Annotated in this window: 15 protein-coding genes; 3 read left to right on the forward strand and 12 right to left on the reverse strand. The window is 69.0% G+C overall.

Annotated features, from left to right (window positions below; genetic code table 11):
• Nucleotides 1–16 precede the first annotated feature (16 nt).
• A complete protein-coding gene (locus tag AC3A6X_RS16750) occupies nt 17–586 on the forward strand; it encodes a GbsR/MarR family transcriptional regulator (RefSeq protein WP_487843242.1) in 570 nt (189 codons plus the stop codon).
• Here AC3A6X_RS16750 and cydX read toward each other — a convergent pair.
• The 5 genes from cydX to cydD are packed head-to-tail and all read right to left on the reverse strand — an operon-like array spanning nt 583 to nt 6,942.
• Nucleotides 583–708 (reverse strand): cytochrome bd-I oxidase subunit CydX, encoded by a 126-nt coding sequence (gene cydX, locus AC3A6X_RS16755; RefSeq protein ID WP_309964558.1) that lies wholly within the window; start codon nt 706–708, stop codon nt 583–585. The genes AC3A6X_RS16750 and cydX overlap by 4 nt on opposite strands.
• 31 nt (nt 709–739) lie before the next feature.
• A complete protein-coding gene (cydB, locus tag AC3A6X_RS16760; RefSeq protein WP_487843243.1) occupies nt 740–1,894 on the reverse strand; it encodes a cytochrome d ubiquinol oxidase subunit II in 1,155 nt (384 codons plus the stop codon).
• A 13-nt stretch (nt 1,895–1,907) separates the two neighbouring features.
• Nucleotides 1,908–3,521, reverse strand: coding sequence for a cytochrome ubiquinol oxidase subunit I (locus AC3A6X_RS16765; protein WP_487843244.1), 1,614 nt, complete (start codon nt 3,519–3,521; stop codon nt 1,908–1,910).
• A 44-nt stretch (nt 3,522–3,565) separates the two neighbouring features.
• Nucleotides 3,566–5,260 (reverse strand): ATP-binding cassette domain-containing protein, encoded by a 1,695-nt coding sequence (locus AC3A6X_RS16770; RefSeq protein WP_487843245.1) that lies wholly within the window; start codon nt 5,258–5,260, stop codon nt 3,566–3,568.
• A complete protein-coding gene (gene cydD, locus AC3A6X_RS16775) occupies nt 5,257–6,942 on the reverse strand; it encodes a thiol reductant ABC exporter subunit CydD (RefSeq protein WP_487843246.1) in 1,686 nt (561 codons plus the stop codon). Before cydD ends, AC3A6X_RS16770 begins: the two co-directional genes overlap by 4 nt.
• A gap of 171 nt (nt 6,943–7,113) precedes the next feature.
• Here cydD and AC3A6X_RS16780 point away from each other — a divergent pair, with 171 nt between their 5' ends.
• Nucleotides 7,114–8,220, forward strand: coding sequence for a glycosyltransferase family 4 protein (locus AC3A6X_RS16780; RefSeq protein ID WP_487843247.1), 1,107 nt, complete (start codon nt 7,114–7,116; stop codon nt 8,218–8,220).
• A 26-nt stretch (nt 8,221–8,246) separates the two neighbouring features.
• Here AC3A6X_RS16780 and AC3A6X_RS16785 read toward each other — a convergent pair whose 3' ends face one another.
• The 7 genes from AC3A6X_RS16785 to AC3A6X_RS16815 form a co-directional block, all read right to left on the reverse strand.
• Nucleotides 8,247–9,335, reverse strand: a complete 1,089-nt coding sequence (locus AC3A6X_RS16785) for an acyltransferase family protein (protein WP_487843303.1) — start codon at nt 9,333–9,335, stop codon at nt 8,247–8,249.
• A 58-nt stretch (nt 9,336–9,393) separates the two neighbouring features.
• Nucleotides 9,394–10,356: an NAD(P)H-dependent flavin oxidoreductase gene (locus AC3A6X_RS16790; protein ID WP_487843248.1), complete on the reverse strand. Its 963-nt coding sequence runs from the start codon at nt 10,354–10,356 to the stop codon at nt 9,394–9,396.
• A gap of 84 nt (nt 10,357–10,440) precedes the next feature.
• A complete protein-coding gene (locus tag AC3A6X_RS16795) occupies nt 10,441–12,231 on the reverse strand; it encodes an acyl-CoA dehydrogenase (RefSeq protein WP_487843249.1) in 1,791 nt (596 codons plus the stop codon).
• A 94-nt stretch (nt 12,232–12,325) separates the two neighbouring features.
• On the reverse strand, nt 12,326–13,261 hold the full coding sequence (locus AC3A6X_RS16800) for an electron transfer flavoprotein subunit alpha/FixB family protein (RefSeq protein WP_487843250.1): 936 nt from the start codon (nt 13,259–13,261) through the stop codon (nt 12,326–12,328).
• Nucleotides 13,262–13,263: 2 nt separating this feature from the next.
• The gene (locus AC3A6X_RS16805) at nt 13,264–14,013 is read right to left on the reverse strand and encodes an electron transfer flavoprotein subunit beta/FixA family protein (RefSeq protein ID WP_487843251.1); all 750 of its coding nucleotides are present in this window, start codon (nt 14,011–14,013) and stop codon (nt 13,264–13,266) included.
• A gap of 135 nt (nt 14,014–14,148) precedes the next feature.
• The gene (locus AC3A6X_RS16810; RefSeq protein ID WP_487843252.1) at nt 14,149–15,429 is read right to left on the reverse strand and encodes a mechanosensitive ion channel family protein; all 1,281 of its coding nucleotides are present in this window, start codon (nt 15,427–15,429) and stop codon (nt 14,149–14,151) included.
• Between the two features lie 4 nt (nt 15,430–15,433).
• Nucleotides 15,434–16,387 (reverse strand): histone deacetylase family protein, encoded by a 954-nt coding sequence (locus AC3A6X_RS16815; RefSeq protein ID WP_487843253.1) that lies wholly within the window; start codon nt 16,385–16,387, stop codon nt 15,434–15,436.
• A gap of 74 nt (nt 16,388–16,461) precedes the next feature.
• Between AC3A6X_RS16815 and AC3A6X_RS16820 the strand changes: the two genes are divergently transcribed.
• Complete coding sequence (locus AC3A6X_RS16820) at nt 16,462–17,382, forward strand: AAA family ATPase (protein WP_106554359.1); 921 nt, start codon at nt 16,462–16,464, stop codon at nt 17,380–17,382.

Below are 17,382 nucleotides of genomic sequence, written 5' to 3' on the forward strand. Positions count from 1 at the left end.
GCCCGAGAATCGGCCGATGCCCACCGACACCCTGCCCCCGCTCAGCCGCCAGTTCATCGCCCACTTCGGGGAGATGGGCAGCAAGTGGGGCATCAACCGCACCGTCGGACAGATCTACGCGCTGATCTTCATTTCCCAGCGCGCGCTCAACGCAGACGAGATTGCGGAGGCGCTGGCCTTTTCGCGCTCGAACGTGAGCATGGGGCTCAAGGAACTGCAGTCCTGGCGTCTGGTGCGGCTGCGCCACCAGGCCGGCGACCGGCGCGAGTACTTCGAAGCGCCATCCGACGTGTGGGAGATCTTCCGCGTGCTGGCCGAGGAGCGGCGCAGACGAGAGATCGAGCCCACGCTGTCGATGCTGCGCATGGCGCTGCTGGAAAAGCCCACGAACGACGAGGAACGCCACGCCCAGCAGCGCATGCGCGAGATGCACGACCTGATCGACCGGCTGATGAAGTGGTTCGACGACGTGCAGCGGCTCGCGCCGGAGACGGCGATGCAGCTGATGGGGATGGGGGCGACGGTGACGAAGGTGCTGGGGCTCAAGGACCGCATCACCGGGGCCAAGGGCAAGAAGGCGGTCTAAAGGGGCTTCCCCAGCTTGTCCCGTCGGATCGCCTCATCGTCCATCAGCTCGTACCACATCGCATTGAGCACCGCGAAGGTCGCGGCGAGGGGGAGTCCCAGCAGCCAGGCGAAGTACCACATGGTTCGGTTCCTTTCTTGATTGCTTGATCGATCAGTAGGCGTGGCCGCGCTCGTCGCGGATGGCATCGGCGTCGACCTTGCCCCACATCACCTTGTAGACCCAGCTGGTGTAGGCCACGATGATCGGGATGAAGATGGCGCTGACCACCAGCATGATGAACAGCGTCAGGTGACTCGACGAGGAGTCCCACACCGTGAGGCTGGCGCGCGGGTCCAGCGACGAAGGCAGGATGAAGGGGAACATCGAGGCGCCGACGCTCAAGACGATGCCGGCGATGCCGAGTGCGCTGGCCAGCAGCGCCATCCCTTCGCGCCGCATGCGCATCCCCACGAAGGCCAGCAACGCACCCGCGAGGCCGAGGCCCGGCGCAATCCACAGCCACGGGTGGGCTGCGTAGTTGGCGAACCAGGCGCCCGGTTGATGAGCCACGGTCTTCAGCAGCGGATTCGACGGCCCGCCCGTGGGCAGCGCGCTGGTCACGCGGTAACCGTCGATCCAGGACCACAGCACCAGGCCCGCCAGCGCGTAGAGCACCAGCGTGAGCAGTGCCGCCACGCTGCCGTAGCTGCGCGCGCGCTCCGCCACCGGCCCTGCCGCCTTCAGCTGCAGCCAGGCGCTGCCGTGCATCGCCAGCATCGCGAGCGAAACCAGCCCGCACAGCAGCGCAAAAGGATTGAGCAGCCCGAAGAAGGAGCCCTCGTAGAAGATCCGCATGTCGGGCGCCAGCCGGAAGGGCACGCCCTGCAGCACGTTGCCCACGGCCACGCCGAAGATCAGCGCGGGCACCAGGCCGGTGACGAAGAGCGTCCAGTCCCAGCGCGCGCGCCACGCCGCATCCTCGTGCTTGCTGCGGAACTTGATGGCCACGGGCCGCAGGATGAGCGGCACCAGCACCGCGAACATCGCGAGGTAGAAGCCCGAGAAGGACACGGCGTAGAGCTGCGGCCAGGCCGCGAAGAGCGCGGCGCCGCCGACGATCAGCCAGACCTGGTTGCCCTCCCACACCGGGCCGACGCTGTTGATGATCACGCGGCGCTCGAGGTCGGTGCGGCCGGCGAAGGGCAGCAGCATGTTGGCGCCCAGGTCGAAGCCGTCGGTCACGGCGAAGCCGACCAGCAGCACGCCGATCAGCAGCCACCAGATGAAGCGCAGGGTTTCGTAGGTGATGAGTTCGTGCAGGATCATGGTGCTTCTCCGTTCAGTCGGCGGCGGCGAGCGGCGTGCGCGGCAGCGCGGCCAGCTCCGGATCGGCCTCGGCGCGGTAGGCGGCCGGCGGCGGCACCGGGTGTTCCTCGGGGCCCTTGCGGATCGTCTTCAGCATCAGCTTCATCTCGATCACGAAGAGCACGGTGTAGAGCAGCGTGAAGGCGGCGATGGTGAACAGCACCGTGCCGGCGCCCAGGTTCGACACTGCCACCGCGGTGGGCAGCACGCCCTCGATGACCCAGGGCTGGCGGCCCAGCTCGGCCACGATCCAGCCGCACTCGGCCGCGAGCCAGGGCAGCGGGATCGCGAACACCGCCACCTTGAGCAGCCACGGATGCGCATCCAGCCTGCGCCGCGCCGAGAGCACGAAGAAGGTGCCCGTCAGCAGGATGAAGAACATGCCCAGCCCGACCATGGTGCGGAAGGCCCAGTACAGCGGCGCCACCGGCGGGACGGTGTCGCGCGCGGCTTGGGCGACCTGCTCGGCCGTGGCCTTGCGCGGGTCGTCGACGTAGCGCTTGAGCAAGAGCGCATAGCCCAGCGCATGGCCGTTGTCCTCGAAGATCTTGCGCGCCGATTCGGGCACGGCCGCATCGCTGCCGGCCTCGCGGATCTTCTGCAGCGCGTCGTAGGCCGAGATACCGACGCGGATGTTGAGCTCGGCGCGGTGCACCAGGTCGTCGATGCCGGGGATCTCGGTGGTGAGCGAGCGGGTGCCGATCAGCCCCATCACGGCCGGGATGTGGATGGCGTAGTGCGTCTCGCGGGACGCCTCGTCGGGGAAGCCGAAGGCGGTGAAGGCGGCCGGCGCGGGCTCGGTCTTCCACATCGCCTCGACGGCGGCCAGCTTCATCTTCTGGTGCTCGGTCGAGAGGTAGCCGCTCTCGTCGCCCAGCACCACGACCGACAGCGATGCCGCCAGGCCGAAGGAGGCCGCCACCGTCATCGAGCGCTTGGCCAGCTGCAGGTGCCGGCCGCGCAGCACATACCAGGCCGACACGCCGAGCACGAAGATGGACGCCACCGTGTAGCCGGCCGACACCGTGTGCACGAACTTGGCCTGCGCCACCGGGTTGGTCAGCACGGCGTAGAAGTCGGTCACTTCCATGCGCATGGTCTGCGGGTTGAAGGCGGCGCCCACGGGGTTCTGCATCCAGCCGTTGGCGATCAGGATCCACAGCGCGGAGAAGTTGGAGCCGATGGCCACCGCCCAGGTGGCGATCAGGTGGCCCACCTTGGAGAGCTTGTCCCAGCCGAAGAAGAACAGGCCGACGAAGGTGGCCTCGAGGAAGAAGGCCATCAGCCCCTCGATGGCCAGCGGCGCGCCGAACACGTCGCCCACGTAGTGGCTGTAGTAGCTCCAGTTCATGCCGAACTGGAACTCCATGACCACGCCGGTGGCCACGCCCATCGCGAAGTTGATGCCGAAGAGCAGGCCCCAGAACTTCGTCATGTCGCGCCAGATGGTGCGGCCGGTCATGACGTAGACCGTCTCCATGATGGCGACGAGCACCGCCAGGCCGATGGTCAGCGGCACGAAGAGGAAGTGGTAGAGCGCCGTCAGCGCGAACTGCAGGCGGGAGAGTGCAACGATGTCGAGGTCCATGGGGGCTTTCCTTCCGGGTTCTTGTGCTTCGTGGCTCGTGGCCGCTAGTCGGGGCGCAGGGCGCTCAGGGCCGCTTCGAAGGCGGCCGTGCCGCGCCGCAGATCGGCCACGATGCGGCCGGACCGCAGGACGAGCAGCCGGTCCGCCAGCGCGGCCTCGCGCCGCAGATGGGTGGCGATCAACAGCGTCCGGCCCGCAGCCTGGGCCCGCAGCCGCAGCAGCACATCGTGTGCGGTGGCAGTGTCCAACGCTTCGGTGGGTTCGTCGATCAGCCAAAAGGGTACGTTGCGCAGGAGCAGCCGGGCGAGTGCGAGGCGGCGCGCCTGGCCGCCCGAGAGGCCCAGGCCGCCTTCGCCGAGCAGGCTGTCGAGGGCCGAGGGCATGGCGCGCACTTCGTCGGCGAGGCCTGCTGCTTGGAGCACGGACCACAGCCGGGCGTCGTCGGCCGAAGGGTCGGCCAGGCGCAGGTTGTCGCGCAGGGTGTCCTGGAACAGGTCGGTGCGCTGCGTCAGCAGGCAGGACGGGAGGGCCCGCAACTCGCCTTCCGCGGGGGCCAGCTCGCCCGCGGCCGCGGCGAGCAGGGTCGACTTGCCCGCGCCGCTGGGGCCGATCACGGCCACGCGCTCGCCCGTGGCGACGGTGAAGGCACTGCGGTGCAGCGCGGGCCGGCGGCTGCCGGGGTGGGCCAAGGTCAGCGCGTGCGCCTGCAGCGCCAGGCCTTCGCCGGGCGCGTGCGGGACGAGCATCGGCTCGGGGCCGGCCGCCATGTGCGGTGCCAGGCGCCGCGCCGCGAGCCAGCTGCGGCCGGCCTCGAGGGCGCCGCGGCGCAGGGCGGCGAAGGGCTCGATGGCGCCCAGCGCCACGAGCAGCGCCAGCGCGGCGGCGGGCGCGCCGATGGCGCCTTCGCCTGCCAGCAGGCCCACCGCCAGCAGCACCGCAGCCAGCGTCAGCGTGCCGGCCAGGCCATAGGCCATGCCGGCGCCCGCCTCGAGGCGGTTGAGCACGAGATCGGCCGCGGCCAGGTGGCGGTCTGCCGCGGCCAGCGCCTCGCGCTGGGCCTCGATGCGGCCCGCCATGATCAGCTCGGTCTGGCCAGCAACCAGGTCCGCCGTGCGGGCGCGCAGGCTTTCCATCGCCTGCGCCCGGCGCACGGCAGCCGGCCGCGCGCGCCGCGCGAGCACGAGCGCGATGCCCCAACCCGCGCCGAGCAGCCACAGCGCCAGCAGCAGACCCATCCACAGGTTCATGACACCAAGCACCAGCCCGGCGAGCAGCGCCGCCCCGAGCGCCGCGGCGGCAGGCACCAGCAGGCGCAGGTAGAAGGACTCCAGCGCGTCGATGTCGGCGCTCAACCGGAACAGCAGCCGCGCCGGCCGTGCGAGCAGCTGGCGCGCGGCATCGGGCCGGGCCCAGCCGCGGAACAGGCGCACGCGCAGCGCGGCGAGCGCGGCGAAGGTGGCATCGTGCGTCAGCAGGCGTTCGCCGTAGCGCGCGCCGGTGCGCCCCAGCGCCAGCAGGCGGATGCCCGCCGAGGGCATGAACACATCGAAGAGCATGGCGCTGGCCGCATGCAGGCCGGCCAGCGCGGTCGCGGTGATGAACCAGCCCGAGAGGCCCAGCAGGCCCATGCCCATCAGCACGGTGAGCGCCGCCAGCCCCGCGCCCAGCGCCAGCCGGCGCGGCTCGGCCGCCAGCAACTGCCCCCAGACCGTGTGCAGGTCGCCCCAGCGCTTCGTCATGCGGCCTCCTGCACGGGCATGGCATCGAGGCTGATCACGCGGTCCAGGCGCGCGGCCAGCACGGGGTCGTGGGTGGCAACGATCAAGGTCTTGCCCTGGGCCAGCGCGATCAGCGATTCGGCCACATGCGCCGCGGTCGCGGTGTCGAGGTGGGCCGTGGGCTCGTCCACCAGCAGCAGGTCGGCGTCGGGATGCACCGCGAGCCGGGCCAGCGCCAGCCGCGCCGCCTCGCCGCCCGAAAGGCCGCGGCCGCCCTCCCCCAGGCTGGCGCGCGGATGGGCCTGCGCCACCGCATCGAGCGCGGCGAAGCGCATCGCGGCCTCGACCTGCGCCGCCTGCACGCCGGCACGGCCCAGCGCGACGTTGGCCTCGACCGAGCCGGCGAACACATGGGGCTTCTGGCCCATCCAGGCCATGCGCTGGCGCAGCGCGGCTGCCGTCCGGTCGGAGAGCAGTACGTCGCCCACCATGACCTGTCCTTGCTGCGACGGCATGAGGCCCGCGATCAGGCTCAGCAAGGCCGTCTTGCCCGAGCCGCTGGCGCCCATCAGTGCCACATGCTCGCCGGCGGCGATGCGCAGGTCGCGGCCCTCGAAGACCGCGCCGCCGCCGGCATGGGCGAGGTGCACTGCGCGCAGACGCACGGACGGCGGGCCACCGGCGGAGCGGCGCTCCTCGGATGGAAACGCGGCATTCGCGCCCGGCAGCATCGTCCCGCCCTGCCCCAGCCGATCCAGCGCCGCGAGGGCCGCCTCGCCGGCGGCGCGGTCGTGCCAGACCGCCGACAGCTCGCGCAGGGGCTCGAAGAAGGCCGGCGCCAGCAGCAGCACGAACAGGCCCTCCCCCAGGCTCAGGCGCCGGCCCCAGGTGCCGAACTCGAAGGTGCCGAGCAGATGGAAGCCCACGTAGGCCGCGACCATCGCGACGCCCAGCGCCGAGAACAGCTCCAGCACGGCCGAGGACAGGAAGGCAATGCGTAGCACCGCCATCGTGCGCCGGCGCAGCCCCTGCGCCGCCTCGCCCAGCCGCAGCGCGGTGGCATCGACTGCGCCGAGCGCGCGCAGGCTGGCCAGGCCGCGCAGGCGGTCGAGCAGGAAGGCGTGCATGCCGCCGGCCTCGACCATGTGCGCCTCGCTCGCGGCCCGGGCGCGCCAGCCGACGATGGCCATGAAGAGCGGAATCAGCGGTGCAGCCACGAGCAGGATCGCCGCCGCGACCCACGAATAGGCCGCGACCAACGGCAGGATCAAGAGCGGGACGACCATCGCGCGCCAGCGCGCCGGGGCATAGCGCACCAAGTAGGGCACCACGGCCTCGGCCTGCTGCGCGATCGTGCTCGCGGCCAGGCCGGAGGCCGGACGGGCACGGTCCAGCGGCGAATGCGCAGCAAGCACCGCGGCGGCCTGCGCCCGCATCGCCGATAGCGCCGCGCGCGCGGCAGCGAACACGCGGCGCGTGCCCCAGGCTTCGCAAATAGCACGCAGCAAGCCCAGCAACACGATGCCGAGCGCAGGCCACAGCACCGCTTGCAGGCCCTCTCCCCTCGCCAGGCCATCGACCGCCCAGGCCAGCAAGGCGGCCTGCGGCAACCACAGCAAGGCAGCGGCGCCCTGGACCAGGCTGGCCACGCGCGGCGGCGGGGCCAGGCGCTCGAGGCTTGCGGTCGATGCGGGGGAAGTCATGCTTGGATTTCGTGTAATTTCAGAATTTCCTGAAATTTCCTGAATCATAAAAGATGTGACGCCGCCTTCGCTATCTTCGCGCCAAAGACCCGCCACGACGCTTGGCCGCCCCGCCCCCGGCACCCGCTAAGCTACTGCGCCAATGTGACCGCCCAGCTGGAGCCCCCCAAATTGAAAGTTCTTTCCATCACGCCGACCTACTTTCCCGAAGTGGGCGGCATCGAGTCCGTGGTCCGCGAACTGGCCAGGTGCACCTCCGGCCACGGCGTGCAGGTGGACGTGGCCCATGTCTCGGCCAAGCTGTCGGAGGCCTCCGTGAGCGAGGTGGACGGGCTGAAGGTCTACCGCGTGCCCGTGGTCGGCAACCGGCTCGCCGGCTATGCGCGCGACTTCGGCCGCCTCGCCGCCGGCTATGACCTGCTGCATGTGCACGATCCGCAGCTGATGATGCTGACCGGCAACGTGCTGCTGCAGTGCCGGCACATCCCCGCCGTGCTCAGCACGCACGGCGGCTTTCGCCACACGACGCGGCACCAGTCGATCAAGTGGCTGCACGAGCGCCTGCTGATGCGCACCCTGCTGCGGCACTACCGCAAGATCCTCGCGACGAGCGAGTCGGACACTGCGTATTTCAGCCAGTTCTCGGACCGTGTCGAGAAGTGCGAGAACGGCATCGCCTACGCCAAGTTCCAGCAAGGCCGGCTGACCGGCACGCCCGATCCGGCCAAGTGGATCTACTGGGGCCGCTGGTCGCGCAACAAGCGCATCGACGCGGTGATCGACACGGTCGCGATGGCGCGCGATCAGGGCATCGCGATCGACCTGCTGATCGCCGGGCCGGACTTCGACCAGTTGCGCGAGTCGCTGCAGAACCAGATCAGCACGCTGAAGCTCGATGCTTCGGTCCGGCTGCATCCCTATATCGAAGACGCCGCGCTGATGCACGAGCTGCAGCAGCGCACCGTGTTCGTCACCGGCAGCGAGTACGAGGGCTTCGGGGTCGGCATCCTGGAGGCGATGGCGGCCGGCAAGATCGTGCTGTGTCGTGACATCGCGCCGATCAATGGCTTCGTCGAGCGGGGCAGCAACGGCTTCTTCCTCGACTTCGAACGAGGCGCCGCGGACCTGGCCACGATCCGCGAACTCACCGGCCTCGACGCCGCGCGCTGCGCCGCGATGTCGGAGGCCGCGCAGCGCAAGGCCAAGGGCTACGACTGGGACTCGGTGGCGCGGAAGTTCTCGGCGCATTACGCGCAGGCGCTTGCCCTCCGCGGCTGAGCGGCCTCAGGGCCAAGGCCGCAGCCTCAGGTCATGGCCCCACAGACCAGCAGCCCGGCGAACAGGACCAGCACCCCGCGCCAGGTCGCAGGCCGCGATTCGACCCAGCGGTACAGCAACACCGCCGCAGCGATCGACAGCGCGAAGGTGGCCAACAGTCCGAAGAGATCGACCCAAGGCCCGGTGGGCGTGAGCCGCGCCACCACTGCGCTGACCAGCAGCAGTACGGGAAAGTGGATCAGGAACAGCGAGTAAGAGATGCGCCCCAGCCGCACCAACGGTGGCCAGGCCGCCAGTGCCAAACCGCCGCGCCGCTGCGCCGCGGCCAGCAGCAGCGCCGTAACCAGCGCGGTCGCAATGCGGCTGCGCCAGTCGAGCGCCAGAGCCGCAGCACCCACCAGCATCAGCAACGCCACCGCGAACTGCCAGGTGCTGCGCCGCGTCGCGCGGCCGATCCAGAAGACCAGCATGCCCAGGCCGTAGGCGCCGAAAAAATAGAGCGCCGTGTCGTCCAGGTCCGCATTGCGGTTGAACACCGCGAGCGAAGCAACAGCCAGCGCCAGCACCAGGGCCACCGCCAGCCAGCGCGCGCGCTCCGGCCCCAGGACCCAGCGGCGCTGCAGCGCCTCCGAGAGGCCGATTGCCAGCAGCGCCAGCACGAAGAGCTGGAAGTCGATCGCCACGTACCACACGCCGGTAGACAGCGCTTCATAGCCGAGCAGGTCCTGCAGCAACAGCCCATGCGCCAGCAGCTGCGCCATGCCGGGCGGCGGCGGCACGGCCTCGTCGATGAGCCAGGGCCGCACCAGCGCGGCGGCCAGCACGCTGACGCAGAGCGCCGCCAGGTAGGGCATGGCGAGACGGCCGTAGCGCTGGAACACGCGCAGCACCGGGCGGTCGATGCGCAGCACGCCATCGGGCGCGAGGCTGCCCGCCGCCAGGAAACCCGCAATCACCAGGAACACCTGCACGGCGAGCCGGCCGTCCTGGGCCAGCCATTCGAAGAGCCCCGGCGCGAGCGTCGAGGCACCGGCCGGCAGCGGGCCGTAGCGCGCGAGGTGATGCCCGACGATCAGCGCGCAGGCCAGGCCCTTCGCCGCATCGAGCAGCGGCATGCGCGCCGCGGCCGCGGGCACCGCAGTCGTGCGCACTGCGGATTCGCTCACACCGGCTTCAGAGGGCAAGGCGCTGGCGCGCTTCCTGGTACTCACGCTTGAGCTTCTCGATGAAGGCAGCGGCGGAACCGACCTCGGTCACCGCCCCGATGCCCTGGCCCGAGCCCCAGATGTCCTTCCAGGCCTTGGCCTTGCTGCCCTCGCCGCCGCCGAAGTCCATGGTCTTGAGGTCGCCCTGCGGCAGGTTGGCCGGGTCCATGCCCGCGGCCACGATGCTGGGCGCGAGGTAGTTGCCGTGCACCCCGGTGAAGAGGTTCGAGTAGACGATGTCGTCGGAGTTGCCGGCGACGATGGCTTGCTTGTAATCCTCGCTCGCACGCGCCTCCCGGGTGGCGATGAAGGCGGTGCCGATGTAGGCGAAGTCCGCCCCCATGGCCTGCGCCGCCAGCACCGCGCCGCCGGTGGCGATCGAGCCCGACAGCGCGATCGGGCCGTCGAACCACTGGCGGATTTCCTGCACCAGCGCGAAAGGGCTCTTGATGCCCGCATGCCCGCCGGCGCCGGCCGCCACTGCGATGATGCCGTCCGCGCCTTTCTCGATCGCCTTGCGGGCGAAGGCGTTGTTGATGACGTCGTGCAGCGTCACGCCGCCGTAGCTGTGGACCGCATCGTTGACGTCGGTGCGTGCGCCCAGCGAGGTGATGACGATCGGCACCTTGTACTTCACGACCATCTCCATGTCGTGCTCCAGGCGGTCGTTGCTCTTGTGCACGATCTGGTTGATCGCGAAGGGCGCGGCGGGCCGGTCCGGATTTGCCTTGTCGTGGGCAGCGAGCGCCTCGGTGATCTCGGCCAGCCAGTCTTCCAGCTGCGAGGCCGGGCGCGCATTGAGCGCAGGCATCGCGCCCACCACGCCGGCCTTGCATTGCTCGATCACGAGCTTGGGGTTGCTGATGATGAACAGCGGCGAGCCGATGATGGGCAGCGGGAGCTTGGCGAGGACTGGGGGGAGCTTGGACATGGGTTCTCCGGGTCGATATTGAGGTTTGAAAGTGGACATCCGTACGCGAGGCGCGAAAGAAAACCAAATACGGATGTCCTTGTCTTAAAAAGCGTCGATCGCCAACGCCGTCACGCTCTCGGCCCCGTCGACGATGCTGTCGCGCAGGCCCGGCGCCTTGTTGAGGATGTGCTCGGCATAGAAGCGGGCCGTGGCGATCTTGGCCTGCATGAAGGCGACGTCGTGGCCGGCCTTGAGCTGCTCCTCGGCCACCAGCAGCGAGCGGGCGAGCTGCCAGCCGGCGACCAAGTTGCCCGCCAGCATCAGGTAAGGCACGCTGCCCGCGAACACCGCGTTGGGCGAGCTCTTGGTGCCGCCGGCGACGAACGCGACCACGTCGACAAAGGCCTCGCGCGCCGCCTTCAGTCGCTTGGCGACGGCCTGCGCCTCGGCGCTGTCGCGCTTGGCGAGCTCGGCCTCGGTCTTCTCGATCTGGCCCGCAATGGCCTTGGCGACCTGGCCGCCGTCGCGCGCCGTCTTGCGGCCCACCAGGTCGTTGGCCTGGATCGCGGTCGTGCCTTCGTAGATGGTGAGGATCTTGGCATCGCGCAGGTACTGCGCCGCGCCCGTCTCCTCGATGAACCCCATGCCGCCGTGCACCTGCACGCCCAGCGAGGCGACCTCCAGGCTCATCTCGGTGCTGTAGCCCTTGACCAGCGGCACCATGTATTCATAGAAGGCCTGGTTCTGCTTGCGCGTCTCTGCCTCGGGATGGTGATGGGCCGCGTCGTAGGCGGCGGCGGCCACGCTCGCCATGGCGCGGCAGCCCTCGGTGTAGGCGCGCATCGTCATCAGCATGCGCTTGACGTCGGGGTGGTGGATGATAGGCGCGCTGGCGTTGAGCGAGCCGTCGACCGGGCGGCTCTGCACCCGCTCCTTGGCATAGGCCACTGCGTGCTGGTAGGCGCGCTCGGCGATCGCGATGCCCTGCATGCCCACGGCGTAGCGCGCCGAGTTCATCATGATGAACATGTACTCGAGGCCGCGGTTTTCCTGGCCCACCAGATACCCGACGGCGCCGCCGTGGTCGCCGTACTGCAGCACCGCAGTCGGGCTGGCCTTGATGCCCAGCTTGTGCTCGATGCTCACGCAGTGCACGTCGTTGCGCTCGCCCAGCGAGCCGTCCTTGTTGACGAGGAACTTCGGCACCACGAACAGGCTGATGCCTTTCACGCCCTCGGGCGCGCCGGTCACGCGCGCGAGCACGAGGTGCACGATGTTCTCCGCCAGGTCGTGCTCGCCGTAGGTGATGAATATCTTGGTGCCGTAGACCTTGTAGCTGCCGTCTCCTTGCGACTCGGCACGGCTGCGCACCATCGCGAGATCGCTGCCGGCCTGGGGCTCGGTCAGGTTCATGGTGCCGGTCCACTGCCCGCTCACGAGTTTCTCAAGGTAGATCGCCTTGAGTTCGTCGGAGCCGGCTGTGAGCAAGGCCTCGGTCGCGCCGTCGGTCAGGAGCGGGCACAGCGCAAAGCTCATGTTGGCCGAGTTGAGCATCTCGCCGCAGGCCGCGCCGATGGTCTTGGGCAGGCCCTGGCCGCCGAACTCGGCCGGATGCTGCAGGCCCTGCCAGCCGCCCGCCACGTACTGCGCGAAGGCTTCCTTGAAGCCAGGCGTGGTCGCGACCTTGCCGTCCTTGAACGTCGAGGGATGCTTGTCGCCCGCCTCGTTGAGTGGCGCGACCACGTCCTGGTTGAAGCGCGCGCATTCCTCGAGCACGGCCTGCGCGGTCTCGAGGCCGGCGTCCTCCAGGCCGGGCATGCGCGCGACTTGCGCGATGTCGGCGAGATGCTCGATGTCGAAGAGCATGTCCTTGACGGGGGCGATGTAGCTCATGGCTGTCTCCAATGCGACGTTGGCTAGGCGGATACGAAAAGGGCATCGCGAACGATGCCCTGGTTTCTTCGATGGACGGTGTTGAAGCAGGCGATCAGAGCGCCTTGACGAGTTCCGGCACGGCCGTGAACAGATCGGCTTCCAGGCCGTAGTCGGCCACCGAGAAGATCGGCGCTTCCGGGTCCTTGTTGATCGCCACGATCACCTTGGAGTCCTTCATGCCCGCCAGATGCTGGATCGCGCCCGAGATGCCGCAGGCGATGTACAGCTGCGGTGCGACGATCTTGCCCGTCTGGCCGACCTGCCAGTCGTTGGGGGCGTAGCCCGCGTCGACCGCGGCGCGGCTGGCACCCAGGCCGGCGTTGAGCTTGTCGGCCAGCGGTGCCATCACCTCCTGGAACTTCTCCGCGCTGCCGAGCGCTCGGCCGCCCGAGACGATGATCTTGGCCGCCGTCAGCTCGGGACGCTCGCTCTTGGTGACCTCGCGGCCCACGAAGCTCGACTTGCCGCTGTCGGCCACGCCTTCGGCGTTCTCCACCGTGGCGCTGCCGCCGGTGGCCGCCGCCGCGTCGAAGCCGGTGGTGCGCACGGTGACCACCTTGATCGCGTCGCTGCTCTGCACGATGGCGATGGCATTGCCGGCGTAGATCGGGCGCTCGAAGGTGTCGGGGCTGTCGACCTTGGTGATGTCGCTGATCTGGGCCACGTCCAGCTTGGCGGCGACGCGAGGCGCGACGTTCTTGCCGTTGGCGGTCGCCGGGAACAGGATGTGGCTGTAGTTCTTGGCAATGGCAAGAACTTGAGCAGCAACGTTCTCGGCCAGGTTCTCGGCGAGGCTCGGGCTGTCGGCGGCGATCACCTTGGCCACGCCGGCGATCTTGGCGGCGGCAGCCGCGGCTTCCGCCGCATTGGCACCGGCCACCAGCACATGCACATCGCCGCTCTGGCAGGCCAGGCCCGCGGTCACGGTGTTGAGGGTCGCCGGCTTGACGGTGGCGTGGTCGTGTTCGGCAATAACAAGGACGGTCATGGTCAGATCACCTTCGCTTCGTTCTTCAGCTTGTCCACCAGCGTGGCGACATCGGGCACTTTGATGCCGGCGCCGCGCTTGGGCGGCTCGCTGACCTTCAGGGTCTTCAGGCGCGGCTTGACGTCCACGCCCAGGTCCTCGGGCTTGACGGTGTCGAGCTGCTTCTTCTTGGCCTTCATGATGTTGGGCAGCGTGACGTAGCGCGGCTCGTTCAGGCGCAGGTCGGTCGTGATGACCGCCGGCAGGCTCAGCGAGATGGTCTCCAGGCCGCCGTCGACTTCGCGGGTGACGTTGACCTTGTCGCCCGACACTTCGACCTTGCTGGCGAAGGTGGCTTGCGGCAGATCAGCCAGCGCCGCGAGCATCTGGCCGGTCTGGTTGGCGTCGTCGTCGATGGCCTGCTTGCCCAGGATCACCAGGCCGGGCTGTTCCTTGTCCACCAGCGCCTTGAGCAGCTTGGCGACGGCGAGCGGCTGCAGCTCTTCGGTGGTCTCGACCAGGATGCCGCGGTCGGCGCCAATGGCCATGGCAGTGCGCAGGGTCTCCTGGCACTTCGCATCGCCGCAGGACACGGCGATGATCTCGGTGACGACGCCCTTCTCCTTGAGCCTCACCGCTTCTTCGACGGCGATCTCGTCGAAGGGGTTCATGCTCATCTTGACGTTGGCGATATCGACACCGGTGCCGTCGGACTTGACGCGCACCTTCACGTTGTAATCAACGACCCGCTTGACGGGGACCAGGACCTTCATTGGCTTGACTCCATTGAATTGCGAAACCGGGGTGCAGAGGAACCGAAGATTTTAGGCGCCGGCCTCCGCGCGAGCTGTTCATTTCAATCATGGGGCGCCGGGGCGCAAGAAAAGAACGGTCGTGCTTTTTTGCGATTATAGGCGAGCTTCGTCGAGGGAAGGCACGCCAGTTGGTAACGATTCGACGCGAAGCACGCGCTGCGGATAGGGAATGTCGATCTTCGCCTTGCGCAGCGCTTCGAGGATCGCGACGTTGATGGGCGAGCGCACGTTGTCCTTGCCCTTGTCCGGGTCGGCGATCCAGAAGTTGAGCGTGAACTCCAGCCCGTCGGGCGCGAAGTTCGTCAGGAAGGCGACCGGCGCAGGGTCGTCGAGCACGCGCGGCTGCGCGGCGGCGGCCTCGCACAGGATGGCCTGCACCTGCGCCACGTCGCTGTCGTAGCCGACGACGATGCTGGTCGTGAGGTTGAACTTGAGGTCGGACACCGAGAGGTTTTCCACCCGGCTCGTGATCAGCGACTCGTTGGGCACGATCGACTCGCGCCCGTTGCCCTGCCGCACCAGCGTGTAGCGGGTCTTGATGTCGGTGATGCGGCCCTCGAAGCCGTCGACCTTGACGTTGTCGCCGATGCGGATCGAGCGCTCCAGCAGGATCACGAAGCCGCTCACGTAGTTGGCCGCGAGCTTCTGCAGGCCGAAGCCCAGGCCGACGCCCAGGGCGCCGCCCAGCACCGAGAGCGCGGTCAGGTCCACGCCCACGGCCGACAGCGCGAACAGCAGGCCGATCAGCAGCAGGAAGGCGCGCACCGCGTTGGAGGCCACCTTGCGCATCGACAGGTCGGTCACCGCGGTGCGCAGGATGCGCTTTTCCACTGTCGACGCGACCCACAGGGCGACCATCAGCACCAGCGCGGCCGACAGCGTGCCCTCCAGCATGGTGCGCAGGCTGACCTGGTTCTTGCCGAAGGCGAGCTTGATGTTGTCGAGCTCGGTCAGCACCGCCGGCAGCAGCCCGACGATCCACAGCACGGCCGCGACCCAGGCGACCCACGAGATGGTGCGCTCCACCAGCCGCGCCAGCGCGGAGGCCGGAAACACGGCGCGCAGCACGCGCGCGAAGAAGCGGATTGCCGCGAGCGAGAGGAACACCGACACGGCGATGCGCAGCACCAGCACCGGCTGGAAATCCAGCACGAAGCGGCGCGCCAGGTCGGTCAGCAGCAGCGCCAGCACCGGGAACAGCAGGCCGTCGAAGGTGCGCTCACCGAACCAGATCGAATCCTTGGGCTGGTCGCGGCCGAACCAGCGGCAGAGGCCCCATGCCAGCGCCACGCAGGCGACCAGCGCGGCGATCTCGACCCAGAGGGTCTCGGCGTGGATCTGGCTGAGCCGCTGGCGGAAATCGTCGAAATTCATCGGCCTAGAGGTCTGCCAGCACCCGCACGTGCGCCTCGACGCTCGTAGCCAACGCATCGAGGTTGTAGCCGCCCTCCAGCATCGAGACGATGCGGCCCTTGGCGTGGCGCCGCGCGACGTCGCGGATGCGCTCGGTGATCCAGGCGAAGTCGTTCTCGTTGAGCCGCATCTGGCCCAGGTCGTCGTCGCGGTGCGCGTCGAAGCCGGCGCTGACGAAGATCATCTGCGGCTGGAATTCGTCGAGCCGTGGAATCCAGCAGGCCTCGATCAACTCGCGCACGTCCATGCCCTTGGTGTAGGCCGGCACCGGGATGTTGAGCATGTTGGGCGCCGGATGATCCGTGCCGCTGTACGGATAGAAAGGGTGTTGGAAGAAGCTCACCATCAGCACCCGCGGGTCGTTGCTGAAGATGTCCTCGGTGCCATTGCCGTGGTGCACGTCGAAGTCGACGATCGCCACCCGCTCCAGGCCATGCACCTCGATCGCATGGCGCACGCCCACGGCGACGTTGTTGATGAAGCAGAAGCCCATCGCCCGGTCGTGGCAGGCATGGTGGCCGGGCGGGCGCACGGCGCAAAAGGCGTTGTCGAGCTCGCCCGCGATCACCGCGTCGGTCGCGGCGATGGCTGCGCCGGCGGCGCGCCGGGCCGCGAGAACGGTGGAACGGCAGAGGGTGGTGTCGGGATCGATGGCCGCATAGCACGGGCCGCCGGACGGCTCGTCGGCGACCAGGCGATCGTTCAGGGCTTCCAGGTGCTCCATGTGTGCGACGCTGTGGGCCCGCGTGATCTGGGACAGCGTGGCCAGCGGCACCTCGCCGCGTTCGAGCGCATCGGTCACGCCGGTCAGCAGCAGCCTGTCTTCGATGGCATCGAGCCGCTGGGGGCATTCGGGATGGCCGGGGCCCATCTCGTGCTTCCAGCAGTCGCGGTGTGTGAAATAGCCGGTTTTGCCCATGATCGAATCGCGTCGTAGCCTCACGCGGCATGGGGCCGCAAGGCTTACGGTATTGTTTGCATATGGATACAAAAATGGACGTCGCCGCGAAGCTCGCCAGTTTGCTCGGCCAGCTTAACACGGTGATCGTGGGCAAAGAGGCGCAGGTGCGCGATTGCGTGGCCTGTCTGCTGGCCGGCGGCCACCTGCTGATCGAGGACGTGCCGGGGGTCGGCAAGACCACCCTGGCCCACGCCCTGTCGCACACCTTCGGGCTGCAGTTCTCGCGCGTGCAGTTCACGGCGGACCTGATGCCCGGCGACCTGTCGGGGGTGGCCATCTATGACCGAATCGAGCAGGCCTTCGTCTTCCACCCGGGGCCGATCTTCGCCCAGGTGCTGCTGGCCGACGAGATCAACCGCGCCAGCCCCAAGACCCAGAGCGCGCTGCTCGAGGCGATGGAGGAGAAGCAGGTCACGGTCGAGGGCGAGACCCGCCCCCTGCCCTCGCCCTTCTTCGTGATCGCGACGCAGAACCCGCACGACCAGCTCGGCACCTTCGCGCTGCCCGAATCGCAGCTGGACCGCTTCCTGATGCGCATCTCGCTGGGCTACCCCGACCGCGCGGCCGAGCGCGAGCTGCTCGCCGGCGCCGACCGCCGCGAGATGCTGGCCCGCCTGCCGGCCCTGCTGACCGCCGGCGAGCTCACCGCGCTGCAGCAGCGCGTCCTGCAGGTGCATGCGGCCGAGCCGCTGCTGAACTACGTGCAGGACCTGATCGCCGCGACGCGCTCGGGCCGCTGGTTCCTGCAGGGCCTGTCGCCGCGCGCGGGCATCGCGGTGCTGCGCGCCGCCAAGGCGCAGGCGCTCTTGGCCAACCGCGACTACGTGGCGCCCGACGACGTGCAGGCCGTGCTGCCGCAGACGATCGCGCACCGGCTCACGCCGGTCGGCGATGCCGGGCGCGGCGCGGTCGAGCAGGTGCGTGCCATGGTCGCCGCCGTCCCGCTCCCGTAA

The sequence above is a fragment of the Variovorax sp. Soil_C_12 genome (genome assembly GCF_057657375.1).